Raw genomic sequence first — 13,441 nt, 5'->3', positions numbered from 1 at the left:
GCCCATCAAAGGGAGTTTGAGGGATTATATATTTAATTAAATATATAAATTTATTCACTTTTTATTGCCAAAGTCTTTTTACTGACAATGAAAAAAATATCACATTTTTTGGTGTGGGTGATGCTTGCCCTGCCGATGGCGGCGTTCGCCAGTAGTTCTCACAAGCAACAGGAAACAGCTCAATCAGAAAGCTTGATTAAGGATACTTACAACAAGGTAGGGCTTAATGGATTATTAGATTTCGATGTTTATCGTGATGCCTATATTGCTTATGACAATGCGACAAACAGAAAGAAATCACTGCTAACAATTATTGACTATAGTCGACCATCAACAGAGAAGCGTTTCTTTGTCATCGACATAGATAAACAGAAGCTCGTTTATAATACTTACGTTTCACACGGTGTGAATAGCGGCGGTAAAACAGCAACGAAATTTTCTAACGTAGTAAACTCTCGTAAAACCTCTTTAGGCACTTTTTTAACGGATGACACTTACTACGGTGGCAACGGCTATTCATTGCGTTTGGATGGCTTGAGCAAAGGCAAGAACGATAGAGCGCGTGAGCGTTATATTGTGGTTCATGGTGCCGATTACGCCACAGAGTCATTTATAAAGCAGAATGGCTATTTAGGTCGCAGTTGGGGATGCCCAGCGCTTCCGCCTGAACTTGCTAGAGATATTATTGATTTGATTAAAGATGGTAGCGTCATTTACGCAACGGCTTAAATTCAAAATACTAAAGAGCGCTTAATGAATGACATTAAGCGCTCTTTTTACGTTTTAAGGACGCTCTCCAGCGAGCAAGCGGCGCTCAATGTCGTCAATAACCTGCGGCAAGTCCGCAATAGTGTCAATTAAGTAGTGTGGCGTTGACTTTTGCATCACGCTACGGGCTTTTTCACGAGCAGCAGTCAGTGCTGCTTCATCTGCAGCTTGATACTCTTCAAAGGTTAATCCCGCTTCGTTACCAGAGAGCAATAGGCCAACCGTCCACATTCCCGCGTTATGACCTTCTTCGATACCTGGTACGGCGTCATCGACTTTAATGCACGCTGCTACGTTTGTGACACCGAGCTCGATTACGTTCTTTAGTGCCATGAACGGGGCTGGGCGGCCACCTTGAGGTAGGTCATCGGTTGCCACAATATAGTCCGGTTTGTAGCCGTAATCGGCAGCAACGGGAATCAAAACATCCATTACTTCACGTGGGTAGCCAGAACAAGATCCAATTTTAATCCCTTTGTCTTTCAAATCATTCACGACTTCAATCGCATTAAGGATCGGCTCTGCGTGGTCAGAGACTTTAGCTTTTTGCAGGGGCATAAACATTTCGTAGATACGATCAACGTCTTCATCGTTCATTGAGCGGCCAAACATTTCATTCCAGCGAGAGTCTACTGAGTCCAGCTTGCCGACGGCTTTGATGTGATCCCATTTGCCTAGCCCCATCGGTACGCGCGCTTCTTCAAGGTTGATCTCGAAATCAAATCCGCCTTTAAAGGCTTCAACAAAAATAGAAGTCGGAGCAAATGAGCCGAAATCGACAATTGTGCCAGCCCAGTCGAAGATAACGGCTTGAATCTGTGATGCGTTGTTCATGGTTATTCCTTATCAAATTCTTACAATGAGTTCTCAAATGAGTTCTCAAATGAGTTCTCAAATGAGTTCTCGTAGAGTGCGGCTTATTGCCCCGTTGGGTAGCCGAATGTTTGACTTACTTGTTGTATCGCTGACTCGAAAATATCGAGTGCGGTTTGTAGATCTGAGCGCTCGATAATAAGCGGTGGGCTCAGTTGGATGACATTGCCTTGGGAGACCTTAAAGCTGATGCCATTGTTGAGGCATTGGTATAAAACCGCTTCGGCTTCAGCAAAGGCTCTCTCTTTCGTGCTAAGGTCGGTGACAAGTTCCACCCCCCAAAGCAAACCAATACCTCGAACATCGCCAATGAGCGGATACGTCTCTTTCATGCGGTTGAGTTGCTCATACATGAAATCGCTGTCTTGCTTCACTTTTGCGAGTAGGTTGTCTTGTTCAATCGCTTCCATTGTCGCAAGCGCAGCGGCACAACCAATAGGGCTTTTCTCATGGGTGTAGTGACCGAGCGAGACTTGCGCCGCGGTGTTGTACTTATCTTTTGTCACCATTGCGGCGATAGGCACTAGACCGCCACCGAGGCCTTTACCGATACAAAGAATATCGGGTTCAATGTCATAGGCTTGATAAGTAAACCACTCACCACTGCGACCCATACCATTTGGAATATCGTCGATAATCAACAGCACATTGTGTTTGTCACAGATCTCGCGAACGCGTTTCCAGTAAGCTTTGCTTGGCACTTGTACATCGGTGTTTCGCACGGCTTCTGCGATAAACGCGCCAATTCCGCCCTCTTTCTCAATGACATACTCAAGGTAGTCTGCGTAGTGAACGTCTCGCTCTTCATGACTCGCTTCTAGGCGAGGGAAGGCTCCACGATAAGAAACCGCAGGTGGAATACGCTCAACCCCGGCCATCAAAGGCCCCATGCCTTCTCGGAAACAAGCTTCACCACCAACTGAGATCGCGTCAAGAGAGGCGCCGTGGAATGAATCCCAAAGTGAGACGACCTTGAAGTTGTTGGTGATGTGTCGAGCTAGCTTCAGCGCCATGCCGACAACAGAAGTGCCCCCAGGAGCGAAAAGCACCCGGTTGAGCTCACCACCACAAATTTGGGTGAGTTTTTCTGCACAGGCTACGGCGGTTTCATTGGTAAAGCGACGAGGTGAAAAAGGTAGGCTAGCCATCTGCTCTGTCACTCTTTTTATCACGTGAGGGTGCCCATAACCGAGCTGGTGAACATTGTTACCGTGAAAGTCGATATAACGCTTACCCGTCGTGTCTTGCAGATAGATGCCTTCAGCAGCCTCTAATGTATCAAGACACGGTGTTGACATCGCTTGATGCAGGAACACTTCTTCATCACGCTTAAGAAGCGCTTGTGTACGCTCATCTTGAAGAGATTGGTTCCATGCCTGACGCGCTGGTGTGGTATTGATATCGCCTTCGCTACGAAAGTGTGTCCCTTGTTCTGCACTTGCCATATCTGGTGTAATCAAGCTCATGCTGACAACTCCCAATACATTGATTTTTCAATCGCGTTGATTAAGCGTTCGATGTCATCTGGGTGAACATCACCAATGTTGCCGATGCGGAAGCAGTCTGCATTTGACACCTTGCCCGGGTAGATAACGAAGCCCTGCTCTTTAAGGCGCAGGTAAAACGTTTTGAACTGGTAGTCGCTGTGAGTTGGTGAATAGAATGAGGTAATAATCGGTGAATGTAGAGACTCATCGAGCAGAGGGGTAAAACCAAGCTTCTTCATTCCCGCTACGAGCGCAGTTTGATTGGTGGCATAGCGATCATGACGAGCGGCAATTCCTCCTTCTTGTTCGAGCTCTACAAGGGCTTGATAAAACGCACGGACGGTATGAGTCGGAGAGGTAAAGCGCCATTTACCATGATTGACCTCCATGCAGTGCCATTGTTCATAAAGATCCAAGCTTAATGAGCGCGCGCGCCCTTTGCATTGCTTTAGCTCTGATTGTTTGGCGATAACAAAGCCAAAGCCAGGGACACCCTGAATACATTTATTGGCGGAGCTGATCATAAAATCAACACCCATCTCTCCAATATCCATCGGGATCCCACCAAAGCTCGACATCGCATCTAAGATCACCACTTTGTCATGTTGTTTCGCTAAGCTGACGATGGATTGAATAGGGTTAAGCATGCCTGTTGTCGTTTCACAGTGCACGATAGCGACATGAGTAATAGCACTATCCTTGGTTAGCACTTGCTCCATCTCTTTTAGGTCTGGTTGAGCTGTCTCACCGGGAGAAACAACATGGCAGTCAATATTGAGATACTCTGCAATTTGCGCGATGCGTGCGCCGTATGCACCGTTATCTACTACCAGCAGTTTATCGCCCGTCTTCATTGCTGAACCAATGGTTGCTTCAACTGAAGCGGTACCACTACCTTGCATAAGAACACTGGTATAGCCAGGTTGCTGTGTTGCCAACGCAGCTAACTTGCGGCGAATGACTTCGACGACTTCTTTGTTGTAGTCGTCATCCCAAGTACACCAGTCCTTCAACATCGCTGAGCGGACCGTCTCTGTAGTGGATAGAGGGCCTGGTGTGAGTAGTAGATATTCATTTCTCATTGTCTTTTCTCTTGGACTATACCAAATTTAACGCTACTGTAGCAGTGGTTCTATTTCGGGGTAAATAGGCCGCTTTTGATCTTCATAAAACTTTCATACTCACAACGATACTCAGATTTTGAGCCACCGAACTGTCATGTTTTGTATTTTTTCTGCCATGTTCCGTTCACTAAATCGTCATATCTGCCCTCTACTGTAATTAACGTCATCTGGTGCAGACCAAAATCACGGCGACACATGACAAAAATACATAACTACGATCTTTATTGGAGAAGATGATGAGCAACCGTTTTGTTAAAGGTTCAATCGCAACACTTGTTTCGTTACTTGCAACAAATGCATTTGCAGCACAAGAAGTGACGGTATACACCGCATTTGAAACTGACATCCTAGCGAAATACAAAAATGCTTTTGAAGCAGAGAACCCAGACATTTCAATCAACTGGGTACGTGATTCAACAGGTATCATGACAGCGAAACTTTTGGCTGAGAAAAACAACCCACAAGCAGAAGTTGTATGGGGTCTTGCGGGCTCTTCAATGGCTCTTCTAAAGAACGAAGGTATCTTGACGTCATACACACCTAATGGTGTTGATGACCTTCGTGTCAGCCTAAACGACCCTGAAGGTGAGCAAGCTTGGTTTGGTAACGATGCATTCTTTAACGCTATCTGTTTCAACGAAATCGTTGCTGAGCAGCTAAATCTACCAATGCCTAAGAGCTGGGAAGACTTAACCAACCCTGTGTACAAAGGTCACATCTCAATGCCAAACCCAGCGTCTTCGGGTACAGGCTACATGCAGGTTTCAGCATGGCTACAAAACATGGGTGAAGACCAAGGTTGGAGCTACATGCAGAAACTTGACGACAACATCGCTCACTACACACACTCAGGCTCTAAGCCATGTGTTGAAGCGGGTATGGGTGAAGTCGCTATCGGTATTTCTATGGCAAGCCGCGGTGCACGTCTAAAAACACAAGGTGCGCCTCTAGCGGTAATCACACCTGCAGGCATCGGCTGGGAATCTGAAGCAGTTGGTCTAGTGAAAGAGTCTGATGCAGCCAAGCGTGTTGTTGATTGGTCTATTTCAAAAGCGGCGAATGAGCTTTACGTAGAAATGTACCCAGTTGTTGGTCATAAAGAAGTGGAAGCAACCGTTGCGCACTTCCCAGATGTTGAAACCAACATGGCGGAGATGGATTTTGCTCGCATGGGTAACGAGCGTGCTGACGTTCTAAAGAAATGGGCAGCGAAGTTTGACGCGAAATCAGAGCCACGCTCTTAATCGCGTATCCTTAATCATGCATTCATAATAATGCGTAGCGACAAATTATAATGAGGGTTAGCACTGTGGTGCTAACCCTTTGTCGTACAATCAAAACCAATACAGCCTATCTATTTTTCTAACGTCAGATCGTTATTCACAAACTTGATAAAAATATGTCACGCAGCTGAAATATTACATTTCTATCATTGGTATATACCATGAAAGGAGTGTCGAGAGATGACCACCCAACCTTATTTGAATATTGAAAATGTTGTGAAGCAATTTGGACAGTTCACTGCATTAAAACAGATCTCTCTTTCAATTGAAAAGGGAGAGTTTGTGTGTTTTTTAGGCCCATCAGGCTGTGGTAAAACAACCCTATTGCGCGCTATCGCAGGTTTAGACTTACCAACTGCAGGCGTTATCTCGCAAGATGGCAATGATACGACATTCTTGCCGCCAGAAAAGCGCGACTTTGGTATTGTCTTCCAATCTTATGCCCTGTTTCCGAACCTTACCGTACAAGAAAACATTGCCATTGGCCTTAAAAACCAAGGCATGCCGACCAAAGAAGCCTTAGAAAAGGTCGATGAATGGCTGGAAACGATTGGCCTACCGACATCTGGGCAAAAGTTCCCGAACCAACTATCTGGTGGCCAGCAGCAGCGTGTTGCATTAGCACGTGCGCTCGCACTTTCACCGGGTTTACTGCTATTAGATGAACCTTTATCTGCTCTAGACGCCAAAGTACGCACTCACTTGCGTGATGAAATTTGTCAGCTTCAGCGTAAGTTGGGTATCACGACGATTATGGTTACGCATGATCAAGATGAAGCGCTAACTATGGCCGATCGCATCGTGGTGATGAATCACGGCGTGATTGAGCAAGTGGGTACGCCTGAAGAGATATACCAGCAACCGGCCACACGCTTTGTTGCAGAGTTTGTTGGCAGCATGAACTTCATTGAAACCTCAGTGGTCAGTGACACGCAAGTGCGCATTGGTGAAAGTTTAATCGCTAAGCCAGAGCTAGATAATATGGTGTTAAAAAGTGGCGATTACCTCGATATTGCGGTGCGTCCGGAGCAGCTTCACTTTGTTACAGACTATCGAAATGCGATTCCCGTTAAAGTCGCAGGTGTCGAATTCTTAGGTGCTTTCTGCCGCGTTGAATGCCGACTGCAAGACGCGAATCCAGAGAAACTGATCTATGTTGATATGCCAGTAAGACTAAGCAAAGAGCTTAAACTCACTCGTGGTGACATTCGGTATATCGGTTTTGAGCAGCAAGGCCTTCGAGGTTATGCCAAGCATGCCGCTGCCAAACTCAACAAAGCAGCATAGGTGACTTCAATGGAGATGACCCCGATGCAATCGAATACCGTCAACCAACGCGCTTCCCGCTCATGGACTCAGCGAGTCAGCAAAGACAACTTGATTTTGGGCGGCTTTTTAGCGTTCTTGTCGGTGTGCATGATCTTGTTTATCTTGATGCCGCTTTGGGCGATGCTGAAAAAGAGTGTGCAAAACTCGCAAGGTGAGTTTGTTGGTTTAGAAAACTTTGCCACTTACTTTGCTTCTGAGGCGTTATGGCGCTCGGTCGAGAATACCTTTACGCTCGGACTTTTAGTAACGGTGATCGTGACCACGTTAGCGTTCGGATACGCCTATGCGATTACGCGTTCTTGCATGCCAATGAAGGGGCTATTTCAAGTACTCGGTACCGCGCCGATCCTTGCCCCGTCTCTGTTACCCGCGATCAGTCTTATTTACTTATTTGGTAATCAAGGCGTCGCTAGAGATCTCCTGATGGGTAATTCGGTGTATGGTCTGGTGGGGATCTCTATGGGTCTGATATTTTGGACTTTCCCGCATGCATTGATGATTCTGACTACCTCACTGCGCACCTCTGATGCACGCTTGTATGAGGCGGCTCGCGCACTAAAAACATCACCCTTCAAGACCTTCTTTATTGTCACTTTACCTGCCGCAAAATACGGTTTGATCAGTACCCTGATTGTCGTATTTACGCTGGTGGTGTGTGACTTTGGTGTGCCTAAAGTGATTGGTGGTAGTTATAACGTTCTTGCGACTGACATCTTCAAGCAGGTTGTGGGTCAACAAAACTTCTCAATGGGTGCGGTGACCAGTATTTTACTTCTGCTACCGGCATGTTTGGCGTTTGCTGCTGACCGCTGGGTTAAGAAGAAGCAAAAGAATCTGTTTGATACTCGCTCAGTGGCTTACCAACCAGAGCCTAACAAGGTCAAAGACACCCTGTGCTTTGTCTACTGTTCGCTGATCTGTGTGGCGGTTATCGCCGTTCTCGGTATGGCAGTGTATGGCTCACTCGTGACATTTTGGCCATGGAATAAAACCCTGTCGTTAAATAACTACAACTTTGCAGAAATGAGTACCTATGGCTGGGCACCTTTCTATAACTCACTCAAGTTGGGTTTGTGGAGTGCGATTGTGGGTACGACAGTGATCTTTATCGGTGCTTACTGTATCGAAAAAGGGCGCGCGTTTGCGCCAGTGCGTCAGCTAATGCAGATGTTGAGTATTGTCCCGATGGCAGTACCGGGCATGGTGTTAGGTTTAGGCTATATCTTCTATTTCAATGATGCCAACAACCCGTTAAATGTACTCTACGGAACAATGATTTTCTTGGTCATTAATACGGTGGTTCACTATTACACTGTGGGGCATATGACGGCCGTGACAGCACTGAAGCAGTTACCAGAAGAGATTGAAGCGACTGCTGCCTCAGTTAAGTTGCCTCAATATAAGTTATTCTTTAAAGTGACTTTACCTGTGTGCATGCCGGCTATTTTAGACATTGCGACCTATATGTTTATCAATGCGATGACCACGACGTCGGCCGTTGTTTTCTTATATTCAACCAACACGATTCCTGCCTCTGTCGCAGTATTGAATATGGATGATGCCGGTCAAACAGGCGCGGCGGCAGCGATGGCTGTCATGATCATGCTTTCAGCAGGGAGTGCAAAATTATTGCATATGACGCTGGGCAAGTGGATCGAAAGTAAAACGCAAGCGTGGCGCAAACGCTAGCTCAGAGTTTTGGGTGATGATGATTCACTCACGATATAAATTAGAATAAGATAAAACACCTCTTAACACTGCGTTAAGAGGTGGATATAGAAAGGATACTGAGTTGCAGTACGTAAAAATTAAAGATGTGATTGTGGAACAAATCGAATCAGGCATGCTTTCACCACGTCAAAAGCTGCCTGCTGAACGCAAACTCGCGGAATCATTCGACACCACACGAGTGACCTTACGCGAAGCGTTATCTCTACTTGAAGCAGAAGGGCGTATCTATCGAGAAGATCGCCGTGGTTGGTTTATTTCACCAGAGCCGCTGGTCTATGACCCGACTCAAACCCTCAACTTTATGAACATGGCCAAATCTCAAGGCCGTGTGGCGACTACTCAGCTATTGGGTGCGAAAACCATGCTGGCGCCAAAGCACGCATCGACGCTACTCGGTCTACCTCCGTTCTCAGAAGTGCACCGTATTGATCGCGTTCGTAGTCTGGAAGATAGACCTGTCATGCATGTGACCAACTATGTTCGCCCAGAACTGTTCCCGAACCTATTGGACTTTGATCTCTCAATGTCATTGACGGATATCTACCGCGAGCACTTTGGTGTGGTTTATTCAAAGATCAAATATCGTGTGAGCACCAGTTCGCTATTAGGCGACACAGCTCAGTCACTGCGAGCCACATCAGGCACACCCGCGATGGTGGTCGAGCGCATCAACTACAGTCAAACCGGTGAATTGATCGACTGTGATATCGAATATTGGCGACACGATGCGATCAGCATTGAATCTCTAGCTGAACTCAAGCGATAGCGAACACAAAGCATGTCTATATTGGCTATCTTGCTGGTCGTGGTATCGGCGTTTTTACATGCGGGTTGGAACATTCTTGGTAAATCAAATCAAAGTTCTGGCCCAGCATTTTTTCTTGCATCAAGTGGTGCTGCTGCCACCATACTGACCCCTTATCTCATTTGGTTTTTGCTCACCATTGGCTTTGATGCGTTGCCAACTGCCTTTTGGCAATTGCTGTTCTTCAGTGGCATCTGTCAGATGGTGTATCTGATTGGATTGGCGTATGCCTATAAGCAGGCAGATATAGGTGTGATTTACCCAATGGCGCGGGCTCTGCCAGTGCTGATGGTGTGTTATGGCACCTTCTTACTCGGTTATGAACTCTCGACTCAGCAGTGGATTGGCTTTTTAATCATTACACTGGGTTGTTTATTTGTGCCGTTAACACGATTTTCTGAGTTGCGAGTCAGGGCTTATATGAACCTTGGTGTGCTATGGGCAGTGGTCGCCGCTATCGGTACAACAGGCTATTCGATTATCGATAAAGAGGCGTTGCTGCATTTGAATCAAGCCGCCTCGCATCTGCTCGTTGACCAATATTCTTCGGTGTTCTATCTCGGTATGCAGTTCTGGGCGATGTTTTTTCCAATGATTGTCTGGGTTGTGGTATCTGGTAATCGACATGAGCTATCTAATGCGTTGACCATTATTAAGCCTTCCGCCGTAGCTGGGGTGATGATGGCCACCACCTATGGATTAGTGCTGTTTGCGATGACCATGACTGAAAACGTCAGCTTGGTTGTGGCATTGCGCCAAATCAGTATTGTGTTTGGACTGCTGATGGGGATCTATATCTTGAAGGAGCAGTGGTATAAGACTCGCGCTCTAGGGGTTGGGCTTATCTCAATAGGGCTGGTGCTCTCATTAATGTAACGCGATCAGAAATGAGAAGAAGGGAGCAAATGCTCCCTTTCTTGGTTAAGCTTGGGCAAATTTATAAGTGCGGTATCCACCAAGCAGGTTTCGCGCTTTAAAGCCAGAGTTAACCAGTTGGCGATACGCCACATTACCGCGCAGGCCGACCTGACAGTAGATGACAATCTCTTTGTCTTTCGGTAGCTCGTCAAGGCGTTGGCGCAGCTCATCGACAGGAATATTCAGTGCACCTTCGATAAAACCAACATCTTCAAGCTCACTTGGGTTACGCACATCAAGCAGCACTTGGTCTGCTGTGAGGTTGTCGATTTCATTGAAGTGAATCGCTTTGATGTCGCCTTTGATAAGGTTATTGGCTACAAATGCGGCTTGGTTGATGACATCTTTCGCACTGCCAAAGGGTGGTGCGTAGGTCAGCTCAAGGTGCTCAAGTTGGTCAACGGTCATACCGGCACGTTGCGCTACTGCCATCACATCAATACGTTTATCGATACCGTCTTTACCCACGGCTTGCGCGCCAAGTATCTTGCGTGATTGTGGGTCAAACAACATCTTGAATGAGACCGTTTCTGCACCTGGGTAGTAGCTCGCATGGCTTGCCGTGTGCACATACACTTTTTCAAAGGCGATGCCTTCACGTAGCAACTGCTTTTCATTCTTACCCGTTGAGGCAACGGCAAGGTCAAACACCTTACAAATAGCCGTACCTTGAGTGCCCTGATAGTGCTCATTGCGGCCAAGCATATTGTCTGCCGCCATACGCCCCTGCCTGTTAGCTGGGCCTGCCAGAGGGGCTAACGTTTGCTGACCTGTGATGAAGTCTTTCTCTTCAATTGCATCGCCAACGGCATAAATCGCAGGATCGCTGGTTTGCATCTGGTCATTGGTATAGATCCCGCCAAGCTGACCAATTTGTAGCCCCGCCTCTTGAGCAAGTTTGGTTTCTGGGCGAACACCAATCGCCATGATCAATACGTCCGTTTGGATTTGATCATTGTTACTCAGTGTTAGAGTGAGGGAGTCATCACTTGCAATGTACTCGACGCTCGAAAGTGCAGTACTCAGTTTTAGATCAATGCCTTTATCGCGAATTTCTTGATGAACAAAACCGGCCATTTCACGATCAACAGGGGTCATTACCTGATCTGCCATCTCAAGCAGTGTGGTTTGAATACCGAGTTGATGGAAGGCCTCCATCATTTCTAGACCGATAAACCCACCGCCGACAACCGTGGCGTGTTTCACCTCTTTGTTTTTTAGTGTCGCAATGATTCGGTCCATATCTGGGATATTGCGCAGTGAGTGGGTCAATGGGTTATTAAGCCCTGGAATAGGTGGAACCACAGGAGCAGCACCTGGGCTTAGCAGAAGAAAATCATAGCTTTCTTGATAGGTTTCGCCAGTAATCAGGTTTTTGACTGAAACGGTTTTGTCACCGCGGTTGATGTGAGTGACTTCCGAAGTCACACGTACATCAACGTTAAAGCGGGCGAGGAAGCTCTCTGGTGTTTGTAGCAATAGCTTGCTGCGCTCTTGGATATCACCACCAATATGATATGGCAGGCCGCAGTTTGCAAAAGAGACAAAAGGTGAGCGTTCAAACATGATGATTTCAGCATCTTCACTTAAGCGACGTGCTCTTGCTGCAGCTGATGCTCCGCCAGCTACACCACCAATGATGACAATTTTAGTCATGGGACAACCTCTTCGTTTCAGTATCACTATAATCTTGATGTGCAAAAATCATAATCAACTAAATTAGAAATGTCTAATAAAAAACAAGCTAAATTTAACATTGCTAAATTAGTATTGACTAATTTAATTTGGTGAGTATGCTTTGTACTATTGATGAGTGATGTATTGAGGTAATCAAATGCAAGCAGACAGTGTCGAATTGAATGAAATGCGCGGTAAAGTCACTGAAGCTGCGGACATTCTTAAAGTGATGGCACACCCTGATCGCCTGTTGGTGTTGTGTCAACTGACACAAGGTGAGATATGCGTGGCGGATCTGCAAAAAAACTCATCCTTAAGCCAGTCGGCCTTTTCACAGCATCTAACAGTGCTGAGAAACCATCAATTGGTGAAAGTGAGAAAATCATCGCAGCAAGTGTTTTACTCACTGGCTGATCCTCGTGTGGAAGGGCTCATCGCGAGTTTCCATACCGTATTCTGTCGATAAGAGAAGTGTTATGAGTTTTTCGATTCCTTGGCTCTCCCTGTTTGGAGGCATGTTATTAGGCGTATCAGCGCTGTTACTGCTACTGATCAATGGCAAGATTGCCGGCATCAGTGGCATCACCAATGGTCTGTTTGGCTCAGATAAGAGTGACAAAGGCTGGCGAGCCCTATTTCTGAGTGGAATGGTGATAGCTGGCGCAATCAGCGCCTATTGGTTGGGAGTTGAGATCCCAAGTCAGCCTAATGGCTCTTGGTTGATGATTGTGGCTGCGGGTCTGCTGGTGGGTGCTGGCACACGTATCGGTAACGGCTGCACCAGTGGGCACGGTATCTGCGGAATGGGGCGCTTCTCTGTCCGTTCTATTGTCGCCACGTGCACCTTTATGGCGACGGCAATCATCACTGTGTTTGTTCGATTTCACCTCGGAGGCGCATAATGAAACCAAACTTTCTCTTCTCAATGTCTGCGTTAAGCGCCGGTCTGTTGTTTGGCTTTGGTATGTCGCTATCGGGAATGATCGACCCTGATAAGGTGATTGGCTTTCTTGATCTAGCCGGAGAGTGGGACCCAAGTTTAGCCTTTGTGATGGGCGGTGCTTTGGCGGTGTTTGTGCTAGGCTATCAACTGTTGATCAAACCACGTAGCAAGCCCGTTGCGGCTGAATCATTCTCAATTAGCATCAAACGCGCAATTGATAAGCCACTCATTGGCGGGGCGGTGCTGTTTGGTCTCGGTTGGGGGCTAAGTGGGATCTGCCCAGGTCCGGCGATCACGAGTTTATCGTTTGGTAACGGCCAAATGCTGCTATTTGTTCTCGCTATGGTAGGTGGTTCACTGCTGGTTCAAAAAGTACAAAAATAAGTCGTTTTCACTGTAACAATCATACAAAAGGGGTAGCTTAGGCTACCTTTTTTTATGCAGATGGAAAACGATTAAATGAATTTTCATTCACTAAGTAAGGAGGTAGTGGTATATATTTC

General features: G+C 46.6%; 13 protein-coding genes. 9 read left to right on the top strand and 4 right to left on the bottom strand.

All coding sequences use genetic code 11. The features are described from left to right. Window positions 1–87: 87 nt before the first annotated feature. Entirely contained in the window at window positions 88–729 is a 642-nt protein-coding gene (locus QWZ05_RS06160; protein ID WP_264876041.1) for a murein L,D-transpeptidase catalytic domain family protein, read from the top strand. Between the two features lie 54 nt (window positions 730–783). On the opposite strand, the gene phnX is transcribed toward QWZ05_RS06160, so the two are convergent. From phnX to phnW, 3 genes are all read right to left on the bottom strand, one after another. Continuing rightward, a complete protein-coding gene (phnX, locus tag QWZ05_RS06155; RefSeq protein WP_264876040.1) occupies window positions 784–1,602 on the bottom strand; it encodes a phosphonoacetaldehyde hydrolase in 819 nt (272 codons plus the stop codon). 83 nt (window positions 1,603–1,685) lie between these two features. After that, on the bottom strand, window positions 1,686–3,086 hold the full coding sequence (locus QWZ05_RS06150; protein WP_264876246.1) for an aspartate aminotransferase family protein: 1,401 nt from the start codon (window positions 3,084–3,086) through the stop codon (window positions 1,686–1,688). A gap of 17 nt (window positions 3,087–3,103) precedes the next feature. After that, window positions 3,104–4,210 carry a 2-aminoethylphosphonate--pyruvate transaminase gene (gene phnW / locus QWZ05_RS06145; protein WP_264876039.1) on the bottom strand — a complete coding sequence of 369 codons (1,107 nt, stop codon included), beginning with the start codon at window positions 4,208–4,210 and terminating at the stop codon, window positions 3,104–3,106. Between the two features lie 275 nt (window positions 4,211–4,485). On the opposite strand from phnW, the gene QWZ05_RS06140 reads away from it, so the two are divergent. The 5 genes from QWZ05_RS06140 (at window position 4,486) to QWZ05_RS06120 (ending at window position 10,276) form a co-directional block, all read left to right on the top strand. Beyond that, the gene (locus QWZ05_RS06140) at window positions 4,486–5,496 is read left to right on the top strand and encodes a putative 2-aminoethylphosphonate ABC transporter substrate-binding protein (RefSeq protein WP_264876038.1); all 1,011 of its coding nucleotides are present in this window, start codon (window positions 4,486–4,488) and stop codon (window positions 5,494–5,496) included. A 219-nt stretch (window positions 5,497–5,715) separates the two neighbouring features. Beyond that, entirely contained in the window at window positions 5,716–6,822 is a 1,107-nt protein-coding gene (locus QWZ05_RS06135) for a putative 2-aminoethylphosphonate ABC transporter ATP-binding protein (protein WP_264876037.1), read from the top strand. A gap of 15 nt (window positions 6,823–6,837) precedes the next feature. Further along, the gene (locus QWZ05_RS06130) at window positions 6,838–8,553 is read left to right on the top strand and encodes a putative 2-aminoethylphosphonate ABC transporter permease subunit (RefSeq protein WP_390216847.1); all 1,716 of its coding nucleotides are present in this window, start codon (window positions 6,838–6,840) and stop codon (window positions 8,551–8,553) included. Between the two features lie 103 nt (window positions 8,554–8,656). Continuing rightward, window positions 8,657–9,361, top strand: a complete 705-nt coding sequence (phnR, locus tag QWZ05_RS06125) for a phosphonate utilization transcriptional regulator PhnR (RefSeq protein ID WP_264876035.1) — start codon at window positions 8,657–8,659, stop codon at window positions 9,359–9,361. 12 nt (window positions 9,362–9,373) lie between these two features. After that, entirely contained in the window at window positions 9,374–10,276 is a 903-nt protein-coding gene (locus QWZ05_RS06120; protein WP_290297289.1) for an EamA family transporter, read from the top strand. 45 nt (window positions 10,277–10,321) lie between these two features. Here QWZ05_RS06120 and QWZ05_RS06115 read toward each other — a convergent pair whose 3' ends face one another. Then, the gene (locus QWZ05_RS06115) at window positions 10,322–11,974 is read right to left on the bottom strand and encodes an FAD-dependent oxidoreductase (RefSeq protein WP_290297287.1); all 1,653 of its coding nucleotides are present in this window, start codon (window positions 11,972–11,974) and stop codon (window positions 10,322–10,324) included. A gap of 178 nt (window positions 11,975–12,152) precedes the next feature. On the opposite strand from QWZ05_RS06115, the gene QWZ05_RS06110 reads away from it, so the two are divergent. From QWZ05_RS06110 to QWZ05_RS06100, 3 genes are read left to right on the top strand one after another with little or no spacing between them, the layout of a single operon-like run. Further along, window positions 12,153–12,461, top strand: a complete 309-nt coding sequence (locus tag QWZ05_RS06110) for an ArsR/SmtB family transcription factor (protein WP_264876032.1) — start codon at window positions 12,153–12,155, stop codon at window positions 12,459–12,461. 10 nt (window positions 12,462–12,471) lie between these two features. Beyond that, window positions 12,472–12,897: a YeeE/YedE family protein gene (locus QWZ05_RS06105; RefSeq protein WP_264876030.1), complete on the top strand. Its 426-nt coding sequence runs from the start codon at window positions 12,472–12,474 to the stop codon at window positions 12,895–12,897. Continuing rightward, window positions 12,897–13,322, top strand: a complete 426-nt coding sequence (locus QWZ05_RS06100; RefSeq protein WP_290297283.1) for a YeeE/YedE family protein — start codon at window positions 12,897–12,899, stop codon at window positions 13,320–13,322. Before QWZ05_RS06105 ends, QWZ05_RS06100 begins: the two co-directional genes overlap by 1 nt. The last annotated feature ends 119 nt before the right edge of the window (window positions 13,323–13,441 follow it).

This window comes from Vibrio agarivorans, assembly GCF_030409635.1.
GTDB lineage: Bacteria > Pseudomonadota > Gammaproteobacteria > Enterobacterales > Vibrionaceae > Vibrio > Vibrio agarivorans.
This window is presented reverse-complemented; position numbering and strand designations above follow the sequence as displayed.

Excerpts from the sequence above, each read along its gene's own strand:
- QWZ05_RS06160 (WP_264876041.1), top strand. The coding sequence starts at position 88 with ATGAAAAAAATATCACATTTTTTGGTGTGGGTGATGCTTGCCCTGCCG.
- phnX (WP_264876040.1), bottom strand. The coding sequence starts at position 1,602 with ATGAACAACGCATCACAGATTCAAGCCGTTATCTTCGACTGGGCTGGC.
- QWZ05_RS06150 (WP_264876246.1), bottom strand. The coding sequence starts at position 3,086 with ATGGCAAGTGCAGAACAAGGGACACACTTTCGTAGCGAAGGCGATATC.
- phnW (WP_264876039.1), bottom strand. The coding sequence starts at position 4,210 with ATGAGAAATGAATATCTACTACTCACACCAGGCCCTCTATCCACTACA.
- QWZ05_RS06140 (WP_264876038.1), top strand. The coding sequence starts at position 4,486 with ATGATGAGCAACCGTTTTGTTAAAGGTTCAATCGCAACACTTGTTTCG.
- QWZ05_RS06135 (WP_264876037.1), top strand. The coding sequence starts at position 5,716 with ATGACCACCCAACCTTATTTGAATATTGAAAATGTTGTGAAGCAATTT.
- QWZ05_RS06130 (WP_390216847.1), top strand. The coding sequence starts at position 6,838 with ATGACCCCGATGCAATCGAATACCGTCAACCAACGCGCTTCCCGCTCA.
- QWZ05_RS06120 (WP_290297289.1), top strand. The coding sequence starts at position 9,374 with ATGTCTATATTGGCTATCTTGCTGGTCGTGGTATCGGCGTTTTTACAT.
- QWZ05_RS06115 (WP_290297287.1), bottom strand. The coding sequence starts at position 11,974 with ATGACTAAAATTGTCATCATTGGTGGTGTAGCTGGCGGAGCATCAGCT.
- QWZ05_RS06110 (WP_264876032.1), top strand. The coding sequence starts at position 12,153 with ATGCAAGCAGACAGTGTCGAATTGAATGAAATGCGCGGTAAAGTCACT.
- QWZ05_RS06105 (WP_264876030.1), top strand. The coding sequence starts at position 12,472 with ATGAGTTTTTCGATTCCTTGGCTCTCCCTGTTTGGAGGCATGTTATTA.
- QWZ05_RS06100 (WP_290297283.1), top strand. The coding sequence starts at position 12,897 with ATGAAACCAAACTTTCTCTTCTCAATGTCTGCGTTAAGCGCCGGTCTG.